This window comes from Mediterraneibacter glycyrrhizinilyticus, assembly GCF_015560805.1.
Taxonomy (GTDB): Bacteria; Bacillota; Clostridia; order Lachnospirales; family Lachnospiraceae; genus Schaedlerella; species Schaedlerella glycyrrhizinilytica_A.
On record NZ_JADMSO010000009.1, the window covers coordinates 67,615 to 87,561 of the forward strand.

A 19,947-nucleotide genomic window follows, 5' to 3' on the forward strand; every position below is an offset into this window, starting at 1 on the left:
TGTATGACCCACGATCTGAACATTTAGCGCATTAATTTCTGCAATGTCACCACAAGTTCATCGATCGTCTCATCTTTTCCCTGCCGGATGTCTTCTGCCACACAAGTGCGGATATGTTCTGCCAGCAATTCTTTGTTGAAGCTGTTCAATGCCGCGTTCACCGCGGAAACCTGGATCAAAATATCCGTACAATACGCGTCCTGTTCCAGCATTCTCTTGATCCCGCGCACCTGCCCTTCGATCCGGTTCAGGCGGTTGATCAATTTTTTTGCCTCTCCCTTGGAGCGTTCTTTTTTCTTATGAGAACATCCGCACTTTTTATTCTGCACCTGTTCTTCTAAATCTATTTCTTCATTTCCCATAAAATTTCACCTCGTTTCCACGGATATTATATACCCTTATAGGGTATATTTCAAGTCAAAAAAAGATCATCCCGAAAAATGTTTTTTCTCCCCACTTTCGGAATGACCTTTTCTTTTATAATTCTACTTCGCTCAAATACGGATTTGTCACCTCATAGAACTTCTCTGCCTCCACTGCCTCTGCGATTGCAGGGTCGATCGGCATTTTTCCGAGCACCGGAACGCCAAGTTCCTCTGCGATCTCTTCAATGTGGCTTTCCCCGAACACTTTCAGTTCTTTTCCGCAGTCCGGACATTTCACATAGCTGTAATTCTCCACAATACCCAGTACCGGAATGTTCATCTGTTTCGCCATGTTATATGCTTTCTTTACGATCATCTGCACAAGATCCTGCGGTGATGTGACGATCACAACGCCGTCTACCGGCAGCGACTGGAATACGGTAAGCGGAACGTCTCCGGTTCCCGGCGGCATATCCACAAACAGATAGTCCAGATCATCCCAGATCACATCTGTCCAGAACTGTTTGACAACTCCCGCAATGATCGGTCCACGCCAGATCACCGGTGCATCTTCATCTTCCAATAAAAGATTGACCGACATGATCCTTGTATCATCCTTTGCGATACATGGGAAAATTCCCTGCTCACTTCCGGTTGCCATCTCATGGATCCCGTACATTTTCGGAATGGACGGTCCGGTAATATCCGCGTCCAGAATGCCGACATTATATCCTTTTTCTTTCATCATGCGAGCCAGAGATGCCGTTACAAGTGATTTTCCGACGCCCCCTTTTCCACTGATGATCCCGATGACTCTCTTTACACTGGAATATGGGTTTGCCGGTTCCCGCATATCCGTCTTCTGACTTTCACAATTTCCGGCATGTGCGCATCCCGCACATGATTCTGCGGAACATCCTTCTTCTGTGCAGTTTTCATTCTTATACTCTTCTGCCATTTTTATTACCTGCCTTTATCTTCTATATTTCTTTCCTGTCATACTGTCCTGTCTCAGATCCGCGGCAGCATAACGGGTTGTTACCTTTTATTCTTTTATTCTTCTTTTCCTGTTACGGCACGAATCACAAACAGCGTACCGACCATCAACAGAATCCCCACCGGGAGACAGATCACTGCGGTCATCGTACTGCTTACAAAGTTCTGCACGATTCCGGCGATGACATAAGTGATCCCTGACACAACTGCCGCGGTAACCGCATAAGGAAGCTGTGTCGTCACATGGTTGACATGATTGCACTGTGCTCCTGCCGAAGCCATGATCGTCGTATCGGAGATCGGCGAACAATGATCCCCACATACTGCTCCTGCCATACATGCAGAGATCGAAATGATCATCATCGTCTCATTGTTGCCTGCAAATACATTTACCACGATCGGTATGAGAATGCCGAACGTTCCCCATGACGTTCCCGTCGCAAATGCAAGGAAACAGGCTACAAGGAAGATCAGCGCAGGAATCAGGCTGAGCATTCCTCCGGTTGCATGACCGACCAGCGCCGCCACATATTCTTTCGCGCCGAGACTGTCCGTCATCGTTTTCAGCGTCCATGCAAATGTCAGGATCAAAATTGCCGGAACCATCGCCTTAAATCCCTCCGGCACGCAGGACATCGATTCGGAAAATTTCAATACTTTCCGGACTGCATAGAAAATGATCGTGATCACAAATGCGAAGAAACTTCCAAGCATCAGTCCGACCGATGCATCACTTCCCGAAAACGCCTCCACAAATCCGACTCCATCAAAAAAGCCGCCGCTGTAAATCATACCGATCACACAGCAGATGATCAGCGCGATCACCGGGAACAACAGATCGATCACACTTCCTTTTGTCTCGTCGATCTCATCCTCCGCATCGGCATACGGACGATCCGGCGTCGTATAAAGATCACCGTGAATCGCATTCATCTCATGCTGGCGCATAGAACCATAATCCATCTTCATCAATACGATCGCCACCATCATCACGATCGTGAGCAGCGCATAATAGTTAAATGGGATCGCGCGGATAAAAATAGAAAATCCGTCTTCTCCCTCTACAAACCCGGTTACTGCTGCCGCCCAGGATGAGATCGGCGCGATAATGCAGACCGGAGCGGCCGTGGCGTCGATCAGATATGCCAGTTTTGCGCGGGATACATTATGCTTATCCGTTACCGGACGCATCACGCTTCCAACCGTCAGACAATTGAAATAGTCGTCGATGAAAATCAACACGCCCAAAAGGATCGTGGCGAGCTGTGCTCCGACACGGCTCTTGATATGGGTGCTGGCCCAACGCCCGAACGCCGCGGATCCCCCTGCTTTATTCATCATACAGACCATGATCCCGAGCACTACAAGGAACACAAGGATTCCCATGTTATAGCTGTCCGTCAGCGAACCGACGATTCCATCCTGAAATACATGAAGGATCGTTCCCTCAAACTGAAAACCGGAATAAAAGACGCCGCCGATCAAAATCCCGATAAACAAAGAACTGTACACTTCTTTCGTGATCAATGCCAATACGATCGCAACGACCGGCGGTACAAGTGACCAGACCGTCGCATACAGATCCGGCACATATTCTGTATTTTCGCCTGCCGCAAAGACTGTCATTCCGCTTAAGAACAACATTCCGAGCAGCAAAAGAACCCTCCATACTGTTTTTTTCTTTCCTCTCATCATACCTCTTTCCTTTCTCCTTTCACTTTTTTCGTATCGTTCTTTCCGACACTTTTCTTTTTTAGCAATAAGCAACAGGCGTATTGCTCTGTCTTCACTGCTGCTGTGAAATCCCAAGAAAAATGCCATGGACGACACGCATTCGGATGCGCCCATGACATACCGCTTTTGGTATGATGCTGGTATCCTGATAGCGCTCCACTTCTGTGACAGTCTGCCGCATCTTCTGCGAACAGCCCAGAAACCGTCTCTCCGGAAAAGTCCGATCTCTTCGGCAGCCTCCCCTTTCCCGCACAGTTCATTCCGGTTTCAATCCTGCGCGCTACTGATGAAGTCCGCTCCTCTATCCATTCTTTTATGATTCATACAATAAGGTTGTATCATTTTTCCCCCGCTTTGTCAATGAATGCGGAATTTTTTGTCACATCCTCTGTCCCGCCGCATCCCTTGTCACATCTTTCAGCCATTTATACCCTCTGTAACGGTACAAGGTGATCGGTATCTTGATGATCTCATCGCTCATCAGGATCATATACACGACCGGAACACTCCAATGGAAGACAAACGCCGCAAGGAATCCAAACAGGATCGAGCATCCCCACATTGTACTCATATCCAGGATCAGTCCGAACCTGGTATCTCCCCCTGAACGGAATACGCCGACAACCAGCGTTGTGTTCACAGCCTGTCCGATCACAAAATAGGACATGACAAAGAACATAAACTGCAAATATTCTTTTGCCGTCGGCGTCAGCGCCATCAGTGAGATGACTGCCGGCGAGATCGTCAGGATCACCACGCCGCCCGCAATGCCAAGAAGCAGGCTCAGTACAAGGAACTTATGGGCGTATGCCTTGGCATGTTCCATCTTTTTCTCGCCGATCGTCTTTCCGAGATAGATCGCAGCCGCACTGGATACGCCGAACGTCACGACCGTCGCCAGCTGCCTTGCTACCTGCGCCACCGAATTGGCAGCCACTGCCGAACTTCCCATATGCCCGAGGATCGCCGTATTGGCTGCCGTTCCCATTCCCCAGAGCACTTCGTTTAATACAACCGGGAACGCATACTTCAGGAAATCCATCGTCAGCACTTTTTCTGTCTTTCTAAAATAACGGAACCGGAATTTGATCTCTTTATTCCAAAAATGAGAATAAAGACATACGAGCAGCATTTCCAGCAGACGAGAAACCAATGTTCCGATCGCAGCGCCGCGCACGCCAAGCGCAGGCATCCCGAACAATCCGAAGATCAGCACTGCATTGATCATAATATTGCATAAGAGTGAACAAAGATAAACTACCGTTGCAACGACCACGCGCTCCACACTTCGCATGATATACAGATATGTCTGCGTGATCCCCATGAACACATAGGAAAAACTTACGATCCGAAGATAGCTGATCCCCTCCCGGATCACATCGGCATCCCCGGTAAAAATCTTCATCAGCTGCCCCGGAATCAGCTGAGCCGCAAGGAAGAACAACAATCCCACAGCGACCGCCGCACGCATACCGAGACCAAGTACCTTTTCAATCGTATCAATATCTTTTTTCCCCCAATACTGCGCAGTCAGCACCGTCGCGCCGGACGTCAGTCCGAATAAAAACAGGGTCATGATATATTGGATCTGCCCGGCCAGCGACGCGCCGGAGAGCGCGGTCTCCCCCACGCGTCCCAGCATCACAACGTCCGCTGCCGTCACGCCCACATTGATCAGATTCTGCAGCGCCATCGGGATCACCAGCGCGATCACGCTGAGATAAAACTGTTTCCAGTCAATTCCAAGATGCGCGTATTTTTTACTTTTAAACATACTCTCTCACTGCCTCCATCTTCTTTTGTATCTCTTAAACAATCCGGCTGGCTGCTCAGATTTATTTGTTCACGCAAAACATCGGTGTATACCGGAAATATGATTTTCCCGGCACACACCGACTTTTCTTTTTCACAACTGTGTTTTATTTTACCTGTTTCAGGGAAAAATTGCAAGCATCTTTATCAGCAAATACACGCTTAATTGCGGATTTCCTTTTCAATCCCCTCGTATACCCGCGCACGATCCGGGTGCTCTCCCGACCATCCAGACTGCGGCATCGTGCGAAGCCGGTACATATCCTCTTTGGAGATTTCAAAAGAGAATAAATCCTGATTTTCTTTCATCCGTTCCGCCGTAGAAGATTTCGGCAGAGGGATCACGCCGTTCTGAACCGCAAATCGCAGACATAATTTGGCAGGGGACACCTGATATTTCTCGGTCAATTCAAGGAACAACGGATCTCCAAACATCCTGCCTCTTCCGATCGGGCTCCATGCCTGTACGAGAATATCATGCTCTTTGCAATACTGCACTGCTGCTTCCTGCGCATATCCGGGATGATATTCCAATTGATCCACCATCGGTGCGATCTCACAATGCTCCAGAAGATTCTCAATATGGTGCGGCAGGAAATTACTCAGTCCGATCGAGCGTACTTTTCCCGCTTTATAAAACTCTTCCAATGCTTTCCATGTATCGACATCCAGTTGTTTCCACTCTGCATAATCCGGCGTTGGAAGCGGCCAATGGATCAGATATTGATCCAGATAATCTGTTCCGAGATTGTCAAGCGTCCTTGCAAACGCTTCCTTTGTTTCCTCATATCCCATCTCTGTTTTCCACACCTTGGAAGTAATGAAAAACTCGGATCTTGGAATCCCACTCTCCCGGATCGCCTCACCTAAATATTTCTCCGTTCCATAAAAAGACGCTGTGTCAAAATACCGATATCCTGCTTCGATCGCCAGACGGATCACCTTAGTGCTCTCATCCGCCGCAGCTTTGTATGTGCCGAATGCAACACATGGAATCTGAACTCCGTTATTTAATGTGTAACAATCATGGATGCTCTTCATATGCAGCCGTCCTTTCCATTTCACATTTTATTCTATTCTTCAAACGCTTCTTTCATCTTATCCATGAAGCCTTTTTTCTTCCCTTTGCCTTTTCCGTCTTCCGATGTCTCCTGATTCAGCGTATTGCCTGCCAGAAGATCGAACTTACGAAGCGCCTCTTTTGCTTCTGCGCTTAACTTTTCCGGTGTCTGGATCACAAGCGTCACATAATGATCTCCCCGCACCTGCGCATTTCGCAGAGACGGAACACCCTTTCCTTTCAGACGTACTTTCGTGTCGGTCTTTGTTCCCGGTTTTACAGTGTAGATCACATCGCCGTCTACGGTCGGAACTCTTACATCACCGCCAAGCGCAGCCTGTGCAAACGAAATCGGTACGGTAGAGAAAATATGCATATCCTGACGCTGGAAGATCGGATGTCTTGATACATTGACTTCCACAAGAAGATCTCCGCGCGGTCCGCCGTTTGCTCCCGGTTCTCCCTTTTCCCGGATCCGTACACTCTGTCCATTATCAATTCCTGCAGGAATGGATACCTGAATCTTCTTTCTGCTGGATGTAAATCCGGTTCCTGAGCAAGATGTACATTTTTCTTTGATCACCTTTCCGGAACCGCCGCAGTTCGGACAGGTCTGTACGTTCTGAACGGTTCCGAAGAATGACTGGGATGTATAAACAACCTGACCTTTTCCGCCGCATTTCGGGCAAGTCTCCGGAGATGTTCCCGGTTTTGCACCGGTTCCGTTACATGTAGAACATGGATCTTTCAGCACAAGATCCAGTTCCTTTTCACATCCAAACACTGCCTCCTCGAATGTAATGCGGATACTCTTGCGGATATTGCTTCCTTTCATCGGTCCGTTATTGGCACGACCGCCTCTTCTTCCTCCGCCGCCGAATAAATCGCCGAAAATGTCTCCGAAAATATCACTGAAATCCGCGCCATTGAAATCGAAACCGCCAAAACCTCCTGCTCCGCCGGCGCCTCCCTCAAATGCCGCATGTCCAAACTGATCGTACTGACGCCGCTTATCAGGGTCACTTAAGACTGCATACGCTTCGGATGCTTCCTTAAATTTTTTCTCTGCATCTGCATCCCCCGGGTTCATATCCGGATGATACTTTTTCGCAAGGGCTCGATATGCCTTTTTTATTGCCGCATCATCGGCATCCCTGCCCACGCCAAGCACCTCGTAATAATCTCTTTTTGACTCTGCCATAATCTTCTACCTTTCATCTGTCTCGTTTTTACAACCAAAGAAATTCTACGGAGCCGGATCACTCCGGCACCGTAGAACTTAAAAAGCTTAGACTTCTTTATAATCGCCGTCTACTACATCATCGCCCTGGAATCCTTCCGGTGCCGGACCTGCCTCCGGTGTCGGTCCTGCCTGCGGACCTGCACCTGCCTGTGCTCCAGCCTGCTCATACATCTTAGTAAATAATTTCTGAGCGCTTTCCATCAGTTTCTCTTTTGCTGCCTTGATCTCAGCAACCTGAGCTTCCGTTGTCTCTTCCGGTGCGGATTTTGCGAGAACGTCTTTCAGTGCCTGACAGTCAGCTTCCACTGCTGATTTATCCGCTGCATCCAGTTTGTCGCCAACCTCTTTGATCGCTTTCTCTGTCTGGAATACCATCGCATCTGCTTCATTTCTTGTATCGATCGCTTCTTTACGTTTCTTATCCTGCGCTTCAAATTCAGCAGCCTCTTTTACTGCCTTGTCAATATCTGCATCGGACATGTTAGATCCTGCTGTGATCGTAATATGCTGCTCTTTTCCTGTTCCCAGATCTTTCGCGGATACATTTACGATACCGTTGGCATCGATATCAAATGTAACTTCGATCTGCGGGATTCCACGCGGAGCCGGCGGGATTCCGTCCAGTCTGAACTGTCCGAGAGATTTGTTATCTCTTGCAAACTGTCTCTCACCCTGTACAACATTGATGTCTACTGCAGTCTGATTGTCTGCTGCCGTTGAGAAAATCTGGCTCTTCTTTGTCGGGATCGTTGTATTTCTCTCGATCAGTCTTGTGGCAACACCGCCCATTGTCTCGATCGACAGTGACAGCGGAGTTACATCCAGAAGAAGAATGTCGCCTGCGCCTGCATCCCCGGCAAGTTTACCTCCCTGTACGGAAGCGCCGAGTGCCACACATTCATCCGGGTTCAGAGATTTGCTCGGTTCTTTACCTGTCAGTCTTTTTACTTCTTCCTGTACAGCCGGGATACGTGTAGATCCGCCTACAAGCAATACCTGACCCAGTTCGGAAGCACTGATTCCTGCGTCAGACAGTGCGCGTCTTACCGGCTCTGCTGTCTTCTCTACAAGATCATGTGTCAGTTCATCAAATTTTGCTCTTGTCAGATTCATATCAAAATGCTTCGGTCCCTCTGCTGTCGCTGTGATGAACGGAAGATTGATGTTTGTTGTCGTTGCGGAAGAAAGCTCTTTCTTTGCTTTCTCAGCAGCTTCTTTCAGTCTCTGAAGTGCCATCTTATCAGTAGAAAGATCTACGCCCTCTTTTGCCTTGAAATCTGCCAGCATATAATCTGTAATCTTCTGGTCGAAATCATCTCCACCAAGTCTGTTGTTTCCTGCTGTCGACAATACTTCGATGACGCCGTCGCCGATCTCGATGATCGATACATCAAATGTACCGCCTCCAAGGTCATATACCATGATCTTCTGTTCTTTTTCATTATCCAGTCCATAAGCAAGCGCTGCTGCCGTAGGCTCGTTGATGATACGTTTTACATCCAGACCTGCGATCTTACCTGCATCTTTTGTTGCCTGACGCTGTGCGTCATTGAAATATGCCGGAACAGTGATCACTGCCTCTGTTACTTTCTCTCCAAGGTATCCCTCTGCGTCTGCTTTTAGTTTCTGAAGAATCATTGCAGAAATCTCCTGCGGAGAATATTTCTTATCGTCAATGCTTACTTTGTAGTCAGATCCCATCTCTCTTTTGATGGAAGAAATCGTCTTGTCTGCGTTTGTCACTGCCTGACGTTTTGCCGGTTCTCCGACAAGACGCTCACCTGTCTTCGTAAATGCAACAACAGACGGTGTTGTTCTTGCCCCTTCTGTATTCGCGATAACGGTTGGCTGTCCACCTTCCATTACGGCTACACAACTGTTCGTTGTACCCAAATCAATACCAATGATTTTTCCCATGATTTTCTCCTCCTAAATTGATTTATTCTGCGCTTTCCCGGTTCTTCCGGACTGTTTTCCAATCCGTTCTCCGGTCAATTGCTGTTAATTTGCTACTTTTACTATACTGTGTCTCACAACACTGTCGCGGTACATATATCCTTTCTGGAATTCTTCCACAATGATATTCTCTCCGACTTCTTCATCTTCCACATGCATCACCGCATTATGGAAATCCGGATCAAACTCGTTGCCAACCGCCTCGATCGGTTTCACACCAATTCCCTCCAGTGTCGTCATCAGCTGTTTGTAAATCTGCTCCATTCCTTTTACGAACGGATCTTCTTTCTCCTCTTCGGTCACAGCCCCGAGCCCACGCTCAAAGTTGTCTACAACCGGAAGGATCTTATCTATGACATCTTTCGCTCCAACCTCGTACATCTGGGACTTCTCGCGATCAGTACGTTTGCGGAAGTTATCAAACTCTGCCATCTGTCTTGTCAGACGATCTGTCAGTTCTTCGATTTTCTCATCCTTTTTGTCTTTTTTCTTTTTCTTGCCGAAAAAAGACTTACCGGATTCTTTCTCATCTCCCTCGTCATCTTTCTCTGCCTCTTCGGAAGCTTCCGCTTCTTCGGTGCATGTTTCAGACTGATCCATGTCTTTGGCCGTCTCCTCCGCTTCTTCCTGCGGATGCTCGGCAGCGTCTTTCGCCGCTTTCGCTTTTGCTTCTTCCACTGCTTCTTTTATCATATCTTCTTTACTCATATTCTCCGCCACCAGCTATTCAACCTCCTATTCTTTTGAATCTTTATAATAGATCGCGTCCAACTCATTCTGCAAAGTCTTCAGCGTTCTCATCACATGTTCATAATCCATCCGCTTCGGTCCGATAATACCGATGGTTCCTTTCATGCCCTCACCGAGTTCATACGTTGCTGTCACAACACTGCAGTCTTTCATCGTCTTCACCGGTGTCTCGTCACCGATGTAAACTTGGATTCCATGACTGTCTTCGCTGGAAAGGGTCTCGCTGACCAATTCTGCAAGCTGCTGTTTTTCCTCAAAAGCACTGATGATCTCCTGTGCGCTCTGCTTGTCGCTCAATTCCGGATATTTGAAAATATTCGTCGCGCCGCTTGTATAAATCTCCATATCTTCATCCACATGGATCGTCTCTGCAACTGCATCCAGTACATTGCTGATCACCTGACTGTGGATCCCTGCCTGCTCTTTTAATCTTGCGATCAGACCGAGATTGATCTCCTCGATCGACATACCGTTCAATGTCGTATTCAGCAGCATATTCAACTTCAAAAGTGTCTCACTGCCGAGTTCTTCATTCACATCGATGATCTTGTTTTTGATCACATTACCGCCCATCACGATAACTGCTATGATCTGCTCTTCATTTACCTGAGACAGCTGGATAAACTTCAATGTATTCTTCCGGTTGATTGGAGCAGAAACCATCGTCGCATAATTCGTATTGGCTGCCAGTACTTTTGCCGCCTGCTTCAGGACTTTGTCTACTTTGTCCGTCTTCTCCAGCATCGTACTTTTCAGTTCTTCCAGTTCCTGTTCTTTCTCTTCCATCAGCATATCCACATAGAGACGATAGCCTTTGTCTGAAGGAATCCGTCCTGCCGAAGTATGAGGCTGGAAAATATACCCCAGATCTTCCAGATCCGCCATCTCATTACGGATCGTGGCAGAACTCAAATTCAAATCCGTTGATTTTGAAAGAGTTCTGGAACCAACCGGTTCGCCCGTCTCCAGATAATTCTGGATGATCGCTTTCAATATAGTATGTTTTCTTTCACTCAATTCCATACCGGCTGTCATTGGTTCCTCCTTTCTTTCCATATACTGTTGAAATCAGCATCACTTGAATTTTTCTTTATTAGCACTCCTTTGTTTTGAGTGCTAACACCTTACATGTATTAAGATAGCACCTCACTTTCTATTTGTCAACACCGTTTCTTTTATTTTATCAGCTTTTTTATATATGTTGAATTTTTTTCTAAAACAGCGTAACATAGAGTCCGTGAATGAGACAAAATAACAGGAGGCTTTTTTCATGAAAAAATTATTGGAATTATACTGCACATTTTTTCGCATCGGCGGTCTGACCTTTGGCGGCGGCATGGCAATGCTCCCGATGCTGAAACGTGAAATTGTTGAAAAATACGGCTGGGCGACCGAAGAAGAACTTTTAGATATTTATGCCATCGGTCAGTGTACCCCAGGTGTGATCGCAGTCAACACATCCACCTACATCGGCTATCAGCAAGGAAAACTCGTCGGCAGTATCTTCGCCACACTCGGAATGATCTCTCCGTCACTGATCATCATTACCCTGATCGCATCTATATTAAAGGAATTTATGGCTCTTCCGATCGTTCTCCATGCGCTTGCCGGTATCCGTATCACAGTTTGCGCCCTGATGCTCAATACCGTGTTTTCTCTGATGAAAAGCGGGATCAAAGACAAACTCGGCGTTTTACTGTTTTTGTTCGGATTTTTACTCGCCACGTTCACTCCGATCCCGACGATCCTGCTCGTTGTGTGCGCCGCTGTCATCGGAATTTTTGTCAAACTTAGAAAGGAGCGCGTATAAAGATGATATTTTTACAGCTTTTCTATGAATTTTTTAAGATCGGTCTCTTTGCGGTCGGAGGCGGGATGGCAACGATCCCTTTTTTAATGGATCTGACCAGCCGATACTCGTGGTTTACGATGGCAGATCTTACGAATATGATCGCCGTCAGCGAAAGCACTCCCGGACCGATCGGCATCAATATGGCAACTTACGCCGGATTTAATGCCGCCGGAATCCCCGGCGCTCTCTGCGCGACGCTCAGCCTTGTTTTACCGGCATGGATCATCATTATCCTGATCGCGAAATTTATGTCCAGTTTCAGTGAAAATAAATATGTAAAAGGCGCCTTTTACGGGATCCGCCCGATGATCGCCGCATTGATCGGCTATGCAGTCTGGCAGATCGCAGTCATCACATTTGCGGATACAAGCGGTCCCACTATTCTTTTTCATTATGACGCCATCGTGATCTGCACATTGCTGCTTCTTCTTTTTCAGTGGAAGCCGTGCAAAAAGATCCATCCGATTTTCTGGATCGCCTGCGGTGCAGTTCTCGGAATCATTCTGAAATTATAGCGTCGGTGTACAAGGGGGAAAACGGTCGATGAAGAGCAAATCTAAACCTCTTTGTTGTTACTTTCACTCCGCGTACGTCTCTGTACGCGTCGTTCAAGTGCCTAAAAGAGGCTTAGATTTGTCTCTTCTCGACTCACCGACCTCAACCGCCGATAATTCGGTGATTTTCAAGGCAGACGATTGAAGCGTACTGGACGTACGCTGATTGAGGATAACGCTAAAAATCACCGAAATTACGCGGTTTGAGGCGTGTTTCCCCTTGTACATCGACGCTAAAATATTCTTATAAAAGAAACTGTTCAAACACATAATTGCTGATGTCCACTCCGCGGGCTGTGAGGAAGATCCGGTCTTCCTCACATTTCAGCAGTTCTTGCTTTTCCAACGTCTGAATGACATCACCGTAAACCATTTCCACTGTTTTTCCAAATGTATTCCGAAAATCACTTCGACAAATCCCTGCCGCCATCCGAAGTCCCAGAAACATAAATTCCTCCATCTCGTCTTCCTGCGTCAGCCGCTCTTCTTCCCTAACAATATGGCTGCCGTTCTGTACAGCGTTTTGATACGCTGCATAGTCGGAAAGATTCTGAAATCGTCGGTTTTCAATCAACGAAGATGCTCCCAGTCCAAGACCGAGATATTCCGTCCGGCGCCAATATCCGATATTATGACGGCATTCATATCTCTCTTTTGCATAATTGGAAATCTCATAACGCGAATATCCATATTCTTTTAAGATCTCTTCCGTCTCCTCATAAATCCTGCGCTCACTTTCTTCATCCGGAAGAGGGAGTCGTTTCCATCCATCGATTCCGTCCGGATCTGCTTCCGCTCCTTGTGATCTCTTCCCTTTACTTTCTTCTCCATACCACGCATAAAACGGGGTTCCCTCTTCCACGATCAGGCTGTATGCCGAAATATGCTCCGGAGAAAGGTCTGCCACCTTACGAAGCGTCCGCTCCCAGCTCTTTACACTCTGCCCTGGGATCGCCGAGATCAGATCCACATTCAGATTGAAAAACCCTTTCTCCCGCAAAAGCCGGTACGTATCCAGAAATTCTTCATATGTGTGGATCCGTCCAAGCATTTTCAACTCCCTGTTTTCCGCTGACTGCAGACCGATACTCACCCGGTTGATCCCCACACGCTTCCATGCCTCCGCCTTTTCTGCCGTCACAGTGCCCGGATTTGCCTCGATCGTGATCTCCGCATCTTCTTCGATCCGAAAGTTCTCCCGCAACGCACAGAAGATCAGTTCGATCTGCTCCGCCGATAAAATAGACGGAGTTCCTCCTCCTAAAAAAATCGTTGTCACACGGTACTCTTTATATGATTCTTTTGCCTGTTGGATCTCACAAACCAACGTTTCCACATATTCCTGCCGCCAAGCTGCGTCTGCATTCCAGGAGAGGAAATCACAATAAGCGCATTTTCTCACACAAAACGGAATGTGGACATATAATTCCAATACCTTTTTCTCCATCCTCGTTCTCCTTTTGAAAAAGACTGCGGCAATCTTTGTCCCGCAGTCTTTTTCTTTTGATCGCCGGCAAGAGCAATATCCTGCCGCTCTCATTTCTGATCTCTCTAATTGTCATCCAGTTTCAATACACTCATAAATGCTTTCTGCGGAATTTCCACATTTCCGACCTGACGCATCCGCTTTTTTCCCTCTTTCTGCTTCTCTAATAATTTCTTCTTACGGGAAATATCGCCGCCGTAACATTTAGCAAGGACGTCCTTGCGCATTGCTTTCACTGTCTCGCGTGCAATGATCTTGCTTCCGATCGCCGCCTGGATCGGAATCTCGAACAACTGCCTCGGAATTTCCTGTTTCAGCTTTTCACACATCTTTCTTCCGCGCTCATACGCCGTCGCACTGTGTACGATAAAGGACAGCGCGTCCACTTCCTCCCGATTGATCAGGATATCCAGCTTCACGAGATCCGACTGCTCATAACCCAGCAGTTCATAATCAAATGACGCATAGCCTCTGGAACGGGATTTCAACGCGTCAAAGAAATCATAAATGATCTCGTTGAGCGGAAGATGATAATGAAGCACGGCTCTCGTCTCCTCAATATATTCCATTCCCTGATAGACGCCCCGGCGCTCCTGACACAGATCCATGATCGCTCCGATAAACTCCGATGTCACCATGATCTCCGCTTTCACGACCGGTTCTTCCATATATTCGATCTCGGACGGATCCGGAAGATTCGTCGGGTTCGTCAGTTCAATGATCTCCCCGTCTGTCTTATGCACTTTGTATATAACGCTCGGCGCAGTCGTCACGAGATCCAGATTGTATTCCCGCTCCAACCGTTCCTGAATGATCTCCAGATGCAAAAGTCCCAGAAATCCACAACGGAAGCCGAATCCGAGCGCGATGGACGTCTCTGCTTCAAACTGCAGCGCCGCATCATTTAACTGCAGCTTTTCCAGCGCATCCCGCAGATCCGGATACTTTGCACCGTCCGCCGGATACATTCCGCAATATACCATCGGATTGACTTTTTTATATCCCGGAAGCGGAGCCTCACACGGACGCTGCGCATCTGTCACCGTATCTCCTACCCGGGTATCTTTTACATTCTTCAGACTGGCCGTAAAATATCCAACCATTCCCGCGCTTAATTCGTCACAGGGAATAAACTGTCCCGCACCGAAATATCCGACCTCGACCACGTCTGCTTTCGCACCTGTCGCCATCATCAGGATCTGCGATCCTTTGCGGATCGTCCCCTCCATCAGACGGCAGAATACGATCACTCCTTTGTACGGATCATACACCGAATCGAAGATCAACGCCTGAAGCGGCGCTTTTTCATCCCCCGTCGGAGCCGGGATCTGATGTACGATCGCCTCCAATACGTCCTCAACGTTCAGTCCGGTTTTCGCAGAGATCAGCGGCGCTTCCTCTGCGTCCAGCCCGATCACATCTTCGATCTCTTCTTTGACACGTTCCGGATCGGCGCTCGGAAGATCCACTTTGTTGATCACCGGCATCACGTCCAGATCATGATCCAGCGCCAGATAGACATTCGCCAGCGTCTGCGCTTCCACCCCCTGCGCGGCGTCAACCACAAGGATCGCTCCGTCGCATGCCGCAAGGCTTCGGGACACCTCATAGTTAAAATCCACATGCCCCGGTGTATCGATCAAATTGAAAATGTATTCTTCTCCGTCTTTTGCTTTGTAAACGGTACGGACAGCCTGGGATTTGATCGTGATCCCGCGTTCTCTCTCCAGATCCATATTATCGAGCACCTGCGACTGCATCTCACGGCTTGTCAACAGTCCCGTCTTCTCAATGATCCGGTCTGCCAACGTCGATTTTCCGTGATCGATATGTGCAATGATACAAAAATTTCTGATTTTACTCTGATCTATTCCTGACACTTCTCTTCCTCCAACTAACCATTTGAATATTTTACGATAAACAGCTCCACTGCCAGATGATCGGTCAAAAGACCTGTTTTCACCCTCTGCTCGATCTCCGCGCCATCTTCCAGGATCTCCCGCAGTTCGCTTGTCTTAAAGACTTTTGCCTGATCCATATATTTCCCGGCTGCAAACGGGTGAAGTCCTGCTTTTGATGCGATCTCTTTCCGGTTATACCCTTTTTTCATCAGACCTTTTACCTGAAACAGATTCCGGTACTGCCGCATCATCAAAAATAAGATCCGCATCGGCGGTTCTTTCAATGCAAGCAGTTCATAATACAGATCCAGCGCTTTCTTCTGCTTCTTCTCCGCCACAGCATTGACCATCTCAAAAATATGATTGGAGATCTGTGTGACACAGACTGCGTCAATATCTTCTCTCGCGATCACGTCACGTCCCAATGTGTAGCAAAAGATCTTTTCCAGTTCTTTCGTGATATTCTCCATATCCGTTCCGACTTTTTCCAGAAAATAGATCACATCACGCTCCGTGATCTTCTTTCCCTCCCGCTGGATACAGCCGGCAGTCCAACGCTTCAAAGTCGCCTCATCCTGAAAGTTCATCTCCACAACGCTGCCCTTTGCTTTCACGGCTTTGAACAGTTTGCTTCGCTTGTCCACCTCTGTTTCGATAAAGAGAAAACACGTTGTCTCCGGAAGATCTTTGATATAATCTGCCAGATCTGCCCCGGCACTTTTAAAAAGTCCGGTATTCTCAAATACGATCAATCTGCGTTCCGCGAAGAACGGAAGTGTCTCCGCAAGGTCGATCACCTCTTTTAAGTTGATCCCTTTTCCCTCGTAATACGCATAATTCATCGTATCGTCTTCTCCGAGGAGCGCTTTTGTGATCCGCTCCTTATACTGCCGTTTCAGATAATTCTCTTCCCCATAGAGAAGATATGCCTGTTTTAATTTTCCTGTTTTTAAGTCTTCATTCAAATTTTTCATAGCGTTACTATTATATCGGAAAATCTTTGATTTTGCAAAACATTTCCATCCGCATCTGTTTTCCGTCCGTATACACGGTCACCGCCCCGAAATCCTGCGTCTTCATTGTAATGCTCCCCGCATTTTCAAGCCGTTCGACCGTCTCCTTATGAGGGTGTCCGTAACGATTGTTTATTCCTGCCGAAATCCAGGTAATCTCCGGTCGCGTCTGTTCCAAAAATGCTCTTGTCGTCGAGTTTTTCGATCCGTGATGCGCCGCTTTTAAAATATCATAGTCCCGCAGACATTTTGCCTGAACCAATGCGTCCTCTCCCTCCCCCTCCACATCTCCGGTAAAGAGCATTTCAAAATTTCCGTAATCCAGTTCCAATACCATAGACGCCGCGTTTCCACTCTCTCCATCATACTCCCGGGAGGGTGCCAGACATTTCAGATACATTTCGCCATCAGACCACTGTTCCCCGGCATGGATGACTCCCACTTCCGTTCCTGTCTGCTCTGCCGTATTTGCCAGTTCCAAAAGCGCTCCGTCCAGTACCTGTTCATCCGGCAGGATCAATTTCCCGATCCGGATGCCAAATTTCTGGGAAAGCAGCAGTTCCCGGATCCCGCTCAAATGATCTTCATCCCCATGAGAGACAAACACATAATCCAACATCCCGACGCCCTGCGACTTCAAAAACGGTTCGATCCGGTAAGCGCCCACGGATGACACGTCGGTACTTCCCCCGTCGATCATACAGTGGCTTCCGGACGGACTTTTCAGATAAAATCCATCTCCCTGCCCCACGTCGATCATCGTCACCCGCACTTCTCCCTCTACCCGATGCGTCAGAAGCGTAGCCGCACAGAACAGCGGAATCCCTGCGCAGATACACGCGCGGATCAGTCTTGATCCCAACCATACCTCCGCCATTTTTTCCTTTGCTTTTTTTGTTCCGGCGGTTTGTTTTTTCACCGCCATTTTCCCCGACGCATACATTGCCGCCGCACATCCGCCAAACAAAAGAAGATAATACAGAACGATCATCCACTTCTCCGGCTGTCCGGTTACGATCCACCCGTATGGCAGAGAAAGACTTCCGAAAGCCCCGGTCTCATACCCTCTCAGGATCCATTTACATATAGAAAGAACTGCTTTTCCGATCTGCATATCGAAAAGCGCCGCAAGGCTTCCGAAGATCCCGGCTCCCAACACGAAAGACATCAGCGGGATCACCGCCAGATTTAAAAGGATCGAATAAGTCGGTATTTCGTAATAATAGTATAAAAGGATCGGAAGCAGAACGAGATGGATCGCAGCTCCGCCTCGAAGAAATCCCGGGACAACCGAATAAATCTTCAATACCGGTTCCACCACTGCGATGCCGAGAAGCGCACCGAACGATAATAGAAATCCGGCGTCGAATAAATAAAGAGGCTGGCAAAATACGATCACCGACGCAGCAAGTGCAAGACTGGTGGGCAGATCATAATCCCGCCCGCTCATATCCGCCCCTACCCGGACGGCAAACATCACAAGCGCCCGCTGACTGGACACGCCGCTTCCGATCATACATGTATACAATAAAAGAAATGTAATCCCAATGAGTCCTGCCGGCAAAAAAGGGATTCCGAACTTTCTCAAAATCTGATACAATCCAATCCCGATAAATGACATATGCAATCCGGAAATGGCCAAAATATGTCCGATCCCGCTTTTCTGATACAGGTCTTTGATCTCTTCATCCAGTTCGGATTTATCTCCGATAAGGATCGCGCTCATACAATTCCCGTACGTTTCCCCGAGACATTCGATCAGCAGTTCTTTCCACTTTATCCGGAATCTGGTCAGATATTCGCGGATGTCCCCGGTCTTTTTTTCAATGATCTGACAGGAATCTGCCCAGACAGACGCATGGATCCCTTGTTTTCGGTAATAAAATTTCCGATCAAAATTCCCGGGATTTCTGGCTTCTTCAAAAAACTGCACTTCTCCGCTCACCCGGATCTGACTCCCCACCGATACACGGTCTGATGCTGTTTCTTTTTCTGTTGTTTGATTGCTTATTTGTTCGACATAAACAAGAAGTTTTGATTCTTCTATGAATTGTTCTTTGTGACGGATCTGAACATCCGTCAGACTCAATATTTGATACTCCGGTCTTTCTTCCCTTTTGGATACCGTTCCCTGTAAGATAAGCTCGTCCCCATCCTGCGTATACTGTTCCAGCGGCGAGGGCTTCTGATCTTCCGAAAGCTGAAGCCCTCCTGCCAGAAACAGCCAGATCCCGAGAAATATAACCGAAACCAGACACAACGGTCTTTTCATTTCTATCTCCTATTTCTTTTCCTCCACCAGATCCATATTTCGTTGAAGCGGCTGGAACAGATCGATCATCTCCATATATTTTGCATTCTTTTCCCCATTGATCGTAATCTGGACTTTGCTTGCCGGAGTCCCCTCGATCAGTGAGTTGACCAGCGAGTACACCGCCACTTCCGGCTTCACATCATAAGCGCTGTCCAAAAATTCACTGTCAAAATTCACATAGCAGATCCCGTTTTTGATCGTCGCCCCCAAAAGCGTCGCGTCCGGATTCAGCGTCGGATACGCTCCGCTTTTTTTCGGTCCCTGCATCACTTTCTCCACGATCAGTTTCTCAATGGAAAGGTTACTGTTATATTTTGCTTCCACAGTCTGTTCTACCAGTTTGCTGCCGGATTCATTGGCAAAGTACAGTTTCAATGTAGTCGTCTGATAAGAGTTCAGGGAAGATCCTGTATTTTCCACAAAATCGTCCTCATTCAGAATGCCGACCACCTTTCCGTCCGTCTCTTTCAGCGCATTTTCCTCCACGCTGATCCATACGCCCGCCACCTGATCCGCCTGCAAAAGTGACTGGACCAATGCCGACCGGACCAGTTTTTCATGGACGGTTTCCATCTCCAGATAAGCGGCGTTAAAATCCACATACACGATTGAATCCTGCACATTCCATTCCCTGATTTTTACATTATCCGGAAAGACGTCCGTATATTCAATTTCATCGGACGGAGTTTCCAAACCTTTCAGAATGGATTCCACCTGACTTTTCGTATCCTCTCCGCCGATCGGATACGGACGCTTTACAATTCCCGTCTGGTCTTCATTCAGGCTGTAAATATAAGGATCGCCGTCTTCCGGTTCTTTTTGTTTTCCGCATGCCAGCAATCCCGGTATCAGAAGCATTATAAAAAGAAAAGAAAGCCATCTTCCTTTTTTCTTCCTCATCCCAATCCTCC

General features: G+C 47.6%; 16 protein-coding genes and 1 riboswitch. Of the genes, 2 read left to right on the plus strand and 14 right to left on the minus strand.

Features of this window, described 5'->3' with window-relative positions; genetic code table 11:
* Positions 1–23 precede the first annotated feature (23 nt).
* From I2H87_RS10105 to hrcA, 9 genes are all read right to left on the minus strand, one after another.
* Positions 24–362 carry a metal-sensing transcriptional repressor gene (locus tag I2H87_RS10105; RefSeq protein WP_117550353.1) on the minus strand — a complete coding sequence of 113 codons (339 nt, stop codon included), beginning with the start codon at positions 360–362 and terminating at the stop codon, positions 24–26.
* A gap of 115 nt (positions 363–477) precedes the next feature.
* Positions 478–1,323: an Mrp/NBP35 family ATP-binding protein gene (locus I2H87_RS10110; protein ID WP_009266468.1), complete on the minus strand. Its 846-nt coding sequence runs from the start codon at positions 1,321–1,323 to the stop codon at positions 478–480.
* 95 nt (positions 1,324–1,418) lie between these two features.
* Positions 1,419–3,053, minus strand: a complete 1,635-nt coding sequence (locus tag I2H87_RS10115) for a Na+/H+ antiporter NhaC family protein (protein WP_370570954.1) — start codon at positions 3,051–3,053, stop codon at positions 1,419–1,421.
* A gap of 183 nt (positions 3,054–3,236) precedes the next feature.
* Positions 3,237–3,407, minus strand: a riboswitch (Lysine riboswitch).
* Between the two features lie 67 nt (positions 3,408–3,474).
* A complete protein-coding gene (locus I2H87_RS10120) occupies positions 3,475–4,869 on the minus strand; it encodes an MATE family efflux transporter (protein ID WP_009266472.1) in 1,395 nt (464 codons plus the stop codon).
* 200 nt (positions 4,870–5,069) lie between these two features.
* Positions 5,070–5,948, minus strand: coding sequence for an aldo/keto reductase (locus I2H87_RS10125; protein WP_009266473.1), 879 nt, complete (start codon positions 5,946–5,948; stop codon positions 5,070–5,072).
* Positions 5,949–5,980: 32 nt separating this feature from the next.
* Positions 5,981–7,168: a molecular chaperone DnaJ gene (gene dnaJ, locus I2H87_RS10130; protein WP_009266474.1), complete on the minus strand. Its 1,188-nt coding sequence runs from the start codon at positions 7,166–7,168 to the stop codon at positions 5,981–5,983.
* 87 nt (positions 7,169–7,255) lie between these two features.
* A complete protein-coding gene (gene dnaK, locus I2H87_RS10135; protein WP_009266475.1) occupies positions 7,256–9,127 on the minus strand; it encodes a molecular chaperone DnaK in 1,872 nt (623 codons plus the stop codon).
* Positions 9,128–9,211: 84 nt separating this feature from the next.
* Positions 9,212–9,874, minus strand: coding sequence for a nucleotide exchange factor GrpE (gene grpE / locus I2H87_RS10140; protein ID WP_195609892.1), 663 nt, complete (start codon positions 9,872–9,874; stop codon positions 9,212–9,214).
* Between the two features lie 27 nt (positions 9,875–9,901).
* Positions 9,902–10,951 carry a heat-inducible transcriptional repressor HrcA gene (gene hrcA, locus I2H87_RS10145; protein WP_009266478.1) on the minus strand — a complete coding sequence of 350 codons (1,050 nt, stop codon included), beginning with the start codon at positions 10,949–10,951 and terminating at the stop codon, positions 9,902–9,904.
* A 235-nt stretch (positions 10,952–11,186) separates the two neighbouring features.
* Here hrcA and I2H87_RS10150 point away from each other — a divergent pair, with 235 nt between their 5' ends.
* Both I2H87_RS10150 and I2H87_RS10155 read left to right on the plus strand, forming a co-directional pair.
* A complete protein-coding gene (locus I2H87_RS10150; RefSeq protein ID WP_195609868.1) occupies positions 11,187–11,726 on the plus strand; it encodes a chromate transporter in 540 nt (179 codons plus the stop codon).
* A gap of 2 nt (positions 11,727–11,728) precedes the next feature.
* Positions 11,729–12,283: a chromate transporter gene (locus I2H87_RS10155; protein ID WP_009266480.1), complete on the plus strand. Its 555-nt coding sequence runs from the start codon at positions 11,729–11,731 to the stop codon at positions 12,281–12,283.
* Positions 12,284–12,566: 283 nt separating this feature from the next.
* Here I2H87_RS10155 and hemW read toward each other — a convergent pair whose 3' ends face one another.
* The 5 genes from hemW to I2H87_RS10180 all read right to left on the minus strand — a co-directional run bounded on the left by hemW (position 12,567) and on the right by I2H87_RS10180 (position 19,936).
* Positions 12,567–13,769 (minus strand): radical SAM family heme chaperone HemW, encoded by a 1,203-nt coding sequence (gene hemW / locus I2H87_RS10160; protein ID WP_195609870.1) that lies wholly within the window; start codon positions 13,767–13,769, stop codon positions 12,567–12,569.
* Between the two features lie 104 nt (positions 13,770–13,873).
* Complete coding sequence (lepA, locus tag I2H87_RS10165; RefSeq protein ID WP_022151236.1) at positions 13,874–15,688, minus strand: translation elongation factor 4; 1,815 nt, start codon at positions 15,686–15,688, stop codon at positions 13,874–13,876.
* A gap of 14 nt (positions 15,689–15,702) precedes the next feature.
* A complete protein-coding gene (holA, locus tag I2H87_RS10170) occupies positions 15,703–16,683 on the minus strand; it encodes a DNA polymerase III subunit delta (RefSeq protein WP_022151237.1) in 981 nt (326 codons plus the stop codon).
* A gap of 10 nt (positions 16,684–16,693) precedes the next feature.
* Entirely contained in the window at positions 16,694–18,994 is a 2,301-nt protein-coding gene (locus I2H87_RS10175; protein ID WP_117550357.1) for a DNA internalization-related competence protein ComEC/Rec2, read from the minus strand.
* Positions 18,995–19,003: 9 nt separating this feature from the next.
* Positions 19,004–19,936, minus strand: a complete 933-nt coding sequence (locus tag I2H87_RS10180) for a GerMN domain-containing protein (protein WP_117550359.1) — start codon at positions 19,934–19,936, stop codon at positions 19,004–19,006.
* Positions 19,937–19,947 lie beyond the last annotated feature (11 nt).

Coding starts and splice junctions, on each gene's coding strand:
- I2H87_RS10105 (WP_117550353.1), bottom strand. CDS start 362: ATGGGAAATGAAGAAATAGATTTAGAAGAACAGGTGCAGAATAAAAAG.
- I2H87_RS10110 (WP_009266468.1), bottom strand. CDS start 1,323: ATGGCAGAAGAGTATAAGAATGAAAACTGCACAGAAGAAGGATGTTCC.
- I2H87_RS10115 (WP_370570954.1), bottom strand. CDS start 3,053: ATGAGAGGAAAGAAAAAAACAGTATGGAGGGTTCTTTTGCTGCTCGGA.
- I2H87_RS10120 (WP_009266472.1), bottom strand. CDS start 4,869: ATGTTTAAAAGTAAAAAATACGCGCATCTTGGAATTGACTGGAAACAG.
- I2H87_RS10125 (WP_009266473.1), bottom strand. CDS start 5,948: ATGAAGAGCATCCATGATTGTTACACATTAAATAACGGAGTTCAGATT.
- dnaJ (WP_009266474.1), bottom strand. CDS start 7,168: ATGGCAGAGTCAAAAAGAGATTATTACGAGGTGCTTGGCGTGGGCAGG.
- dnaK (WP_009266475.1), bottom strand. CDS start 9,127: ATGGGAAAAATCATTGGTATTGATTTGGGTACAACGAACAGTTGTGTA.
- grpE (WP_195609892.1), bottom strand. CDS start 9,874: ATGAGTAAAGAAGATATGATAAAAGAAGCAGTGGAAGAAGCAAAAGCG.
- hrcA (WP_009266478.1), bottom strand. CDS start 10,951: ATGACAGCCGGTATGGAATTGAGTGAAAGAAAACATACTATATTGAAA.
- I2H87_RS10150 (WP_195609868.1), top strand. CDS start 11,187: ATGAAAAAATTATTGGAATTATACTGCACATTTTTTCGCATCGGCGGT.
- I2H87_RS10155 (WP_009266480.1), top strand. CDS start 11,729: ATGATATTTTTACAGCTTTTCTATGAATTTTTTAAGATCGGTCTCTTT.
- hemW (WP_195609870.1), bottom strand. CDS start 13,769: ATGGAGAAAAAGGTATTGGAATTATATGTCCACATTCCGTTTTGTGTG.
- holA (WP_022151237.1), bottom strand. CDS start 16,683: ATGAAAAATTTGAATGAAGACTTAAAAACAGGAAAATTAAAACAGGCA.
- I2H87_RS10175 (WP_117550357.1), bottom strand. CDS start 18,994: ATGAAAAGACCGTTGTGTCTGGTTTCGGTTATATTTCTCGGGATCTGG.
- I2H87_RS10180 (WP_117550359.1), bottom strand. CDS start 19,936: ATGAGGAAGAAAAAAGGAAGATGGCTTTCTTTTCTTTTTATAATGCTT.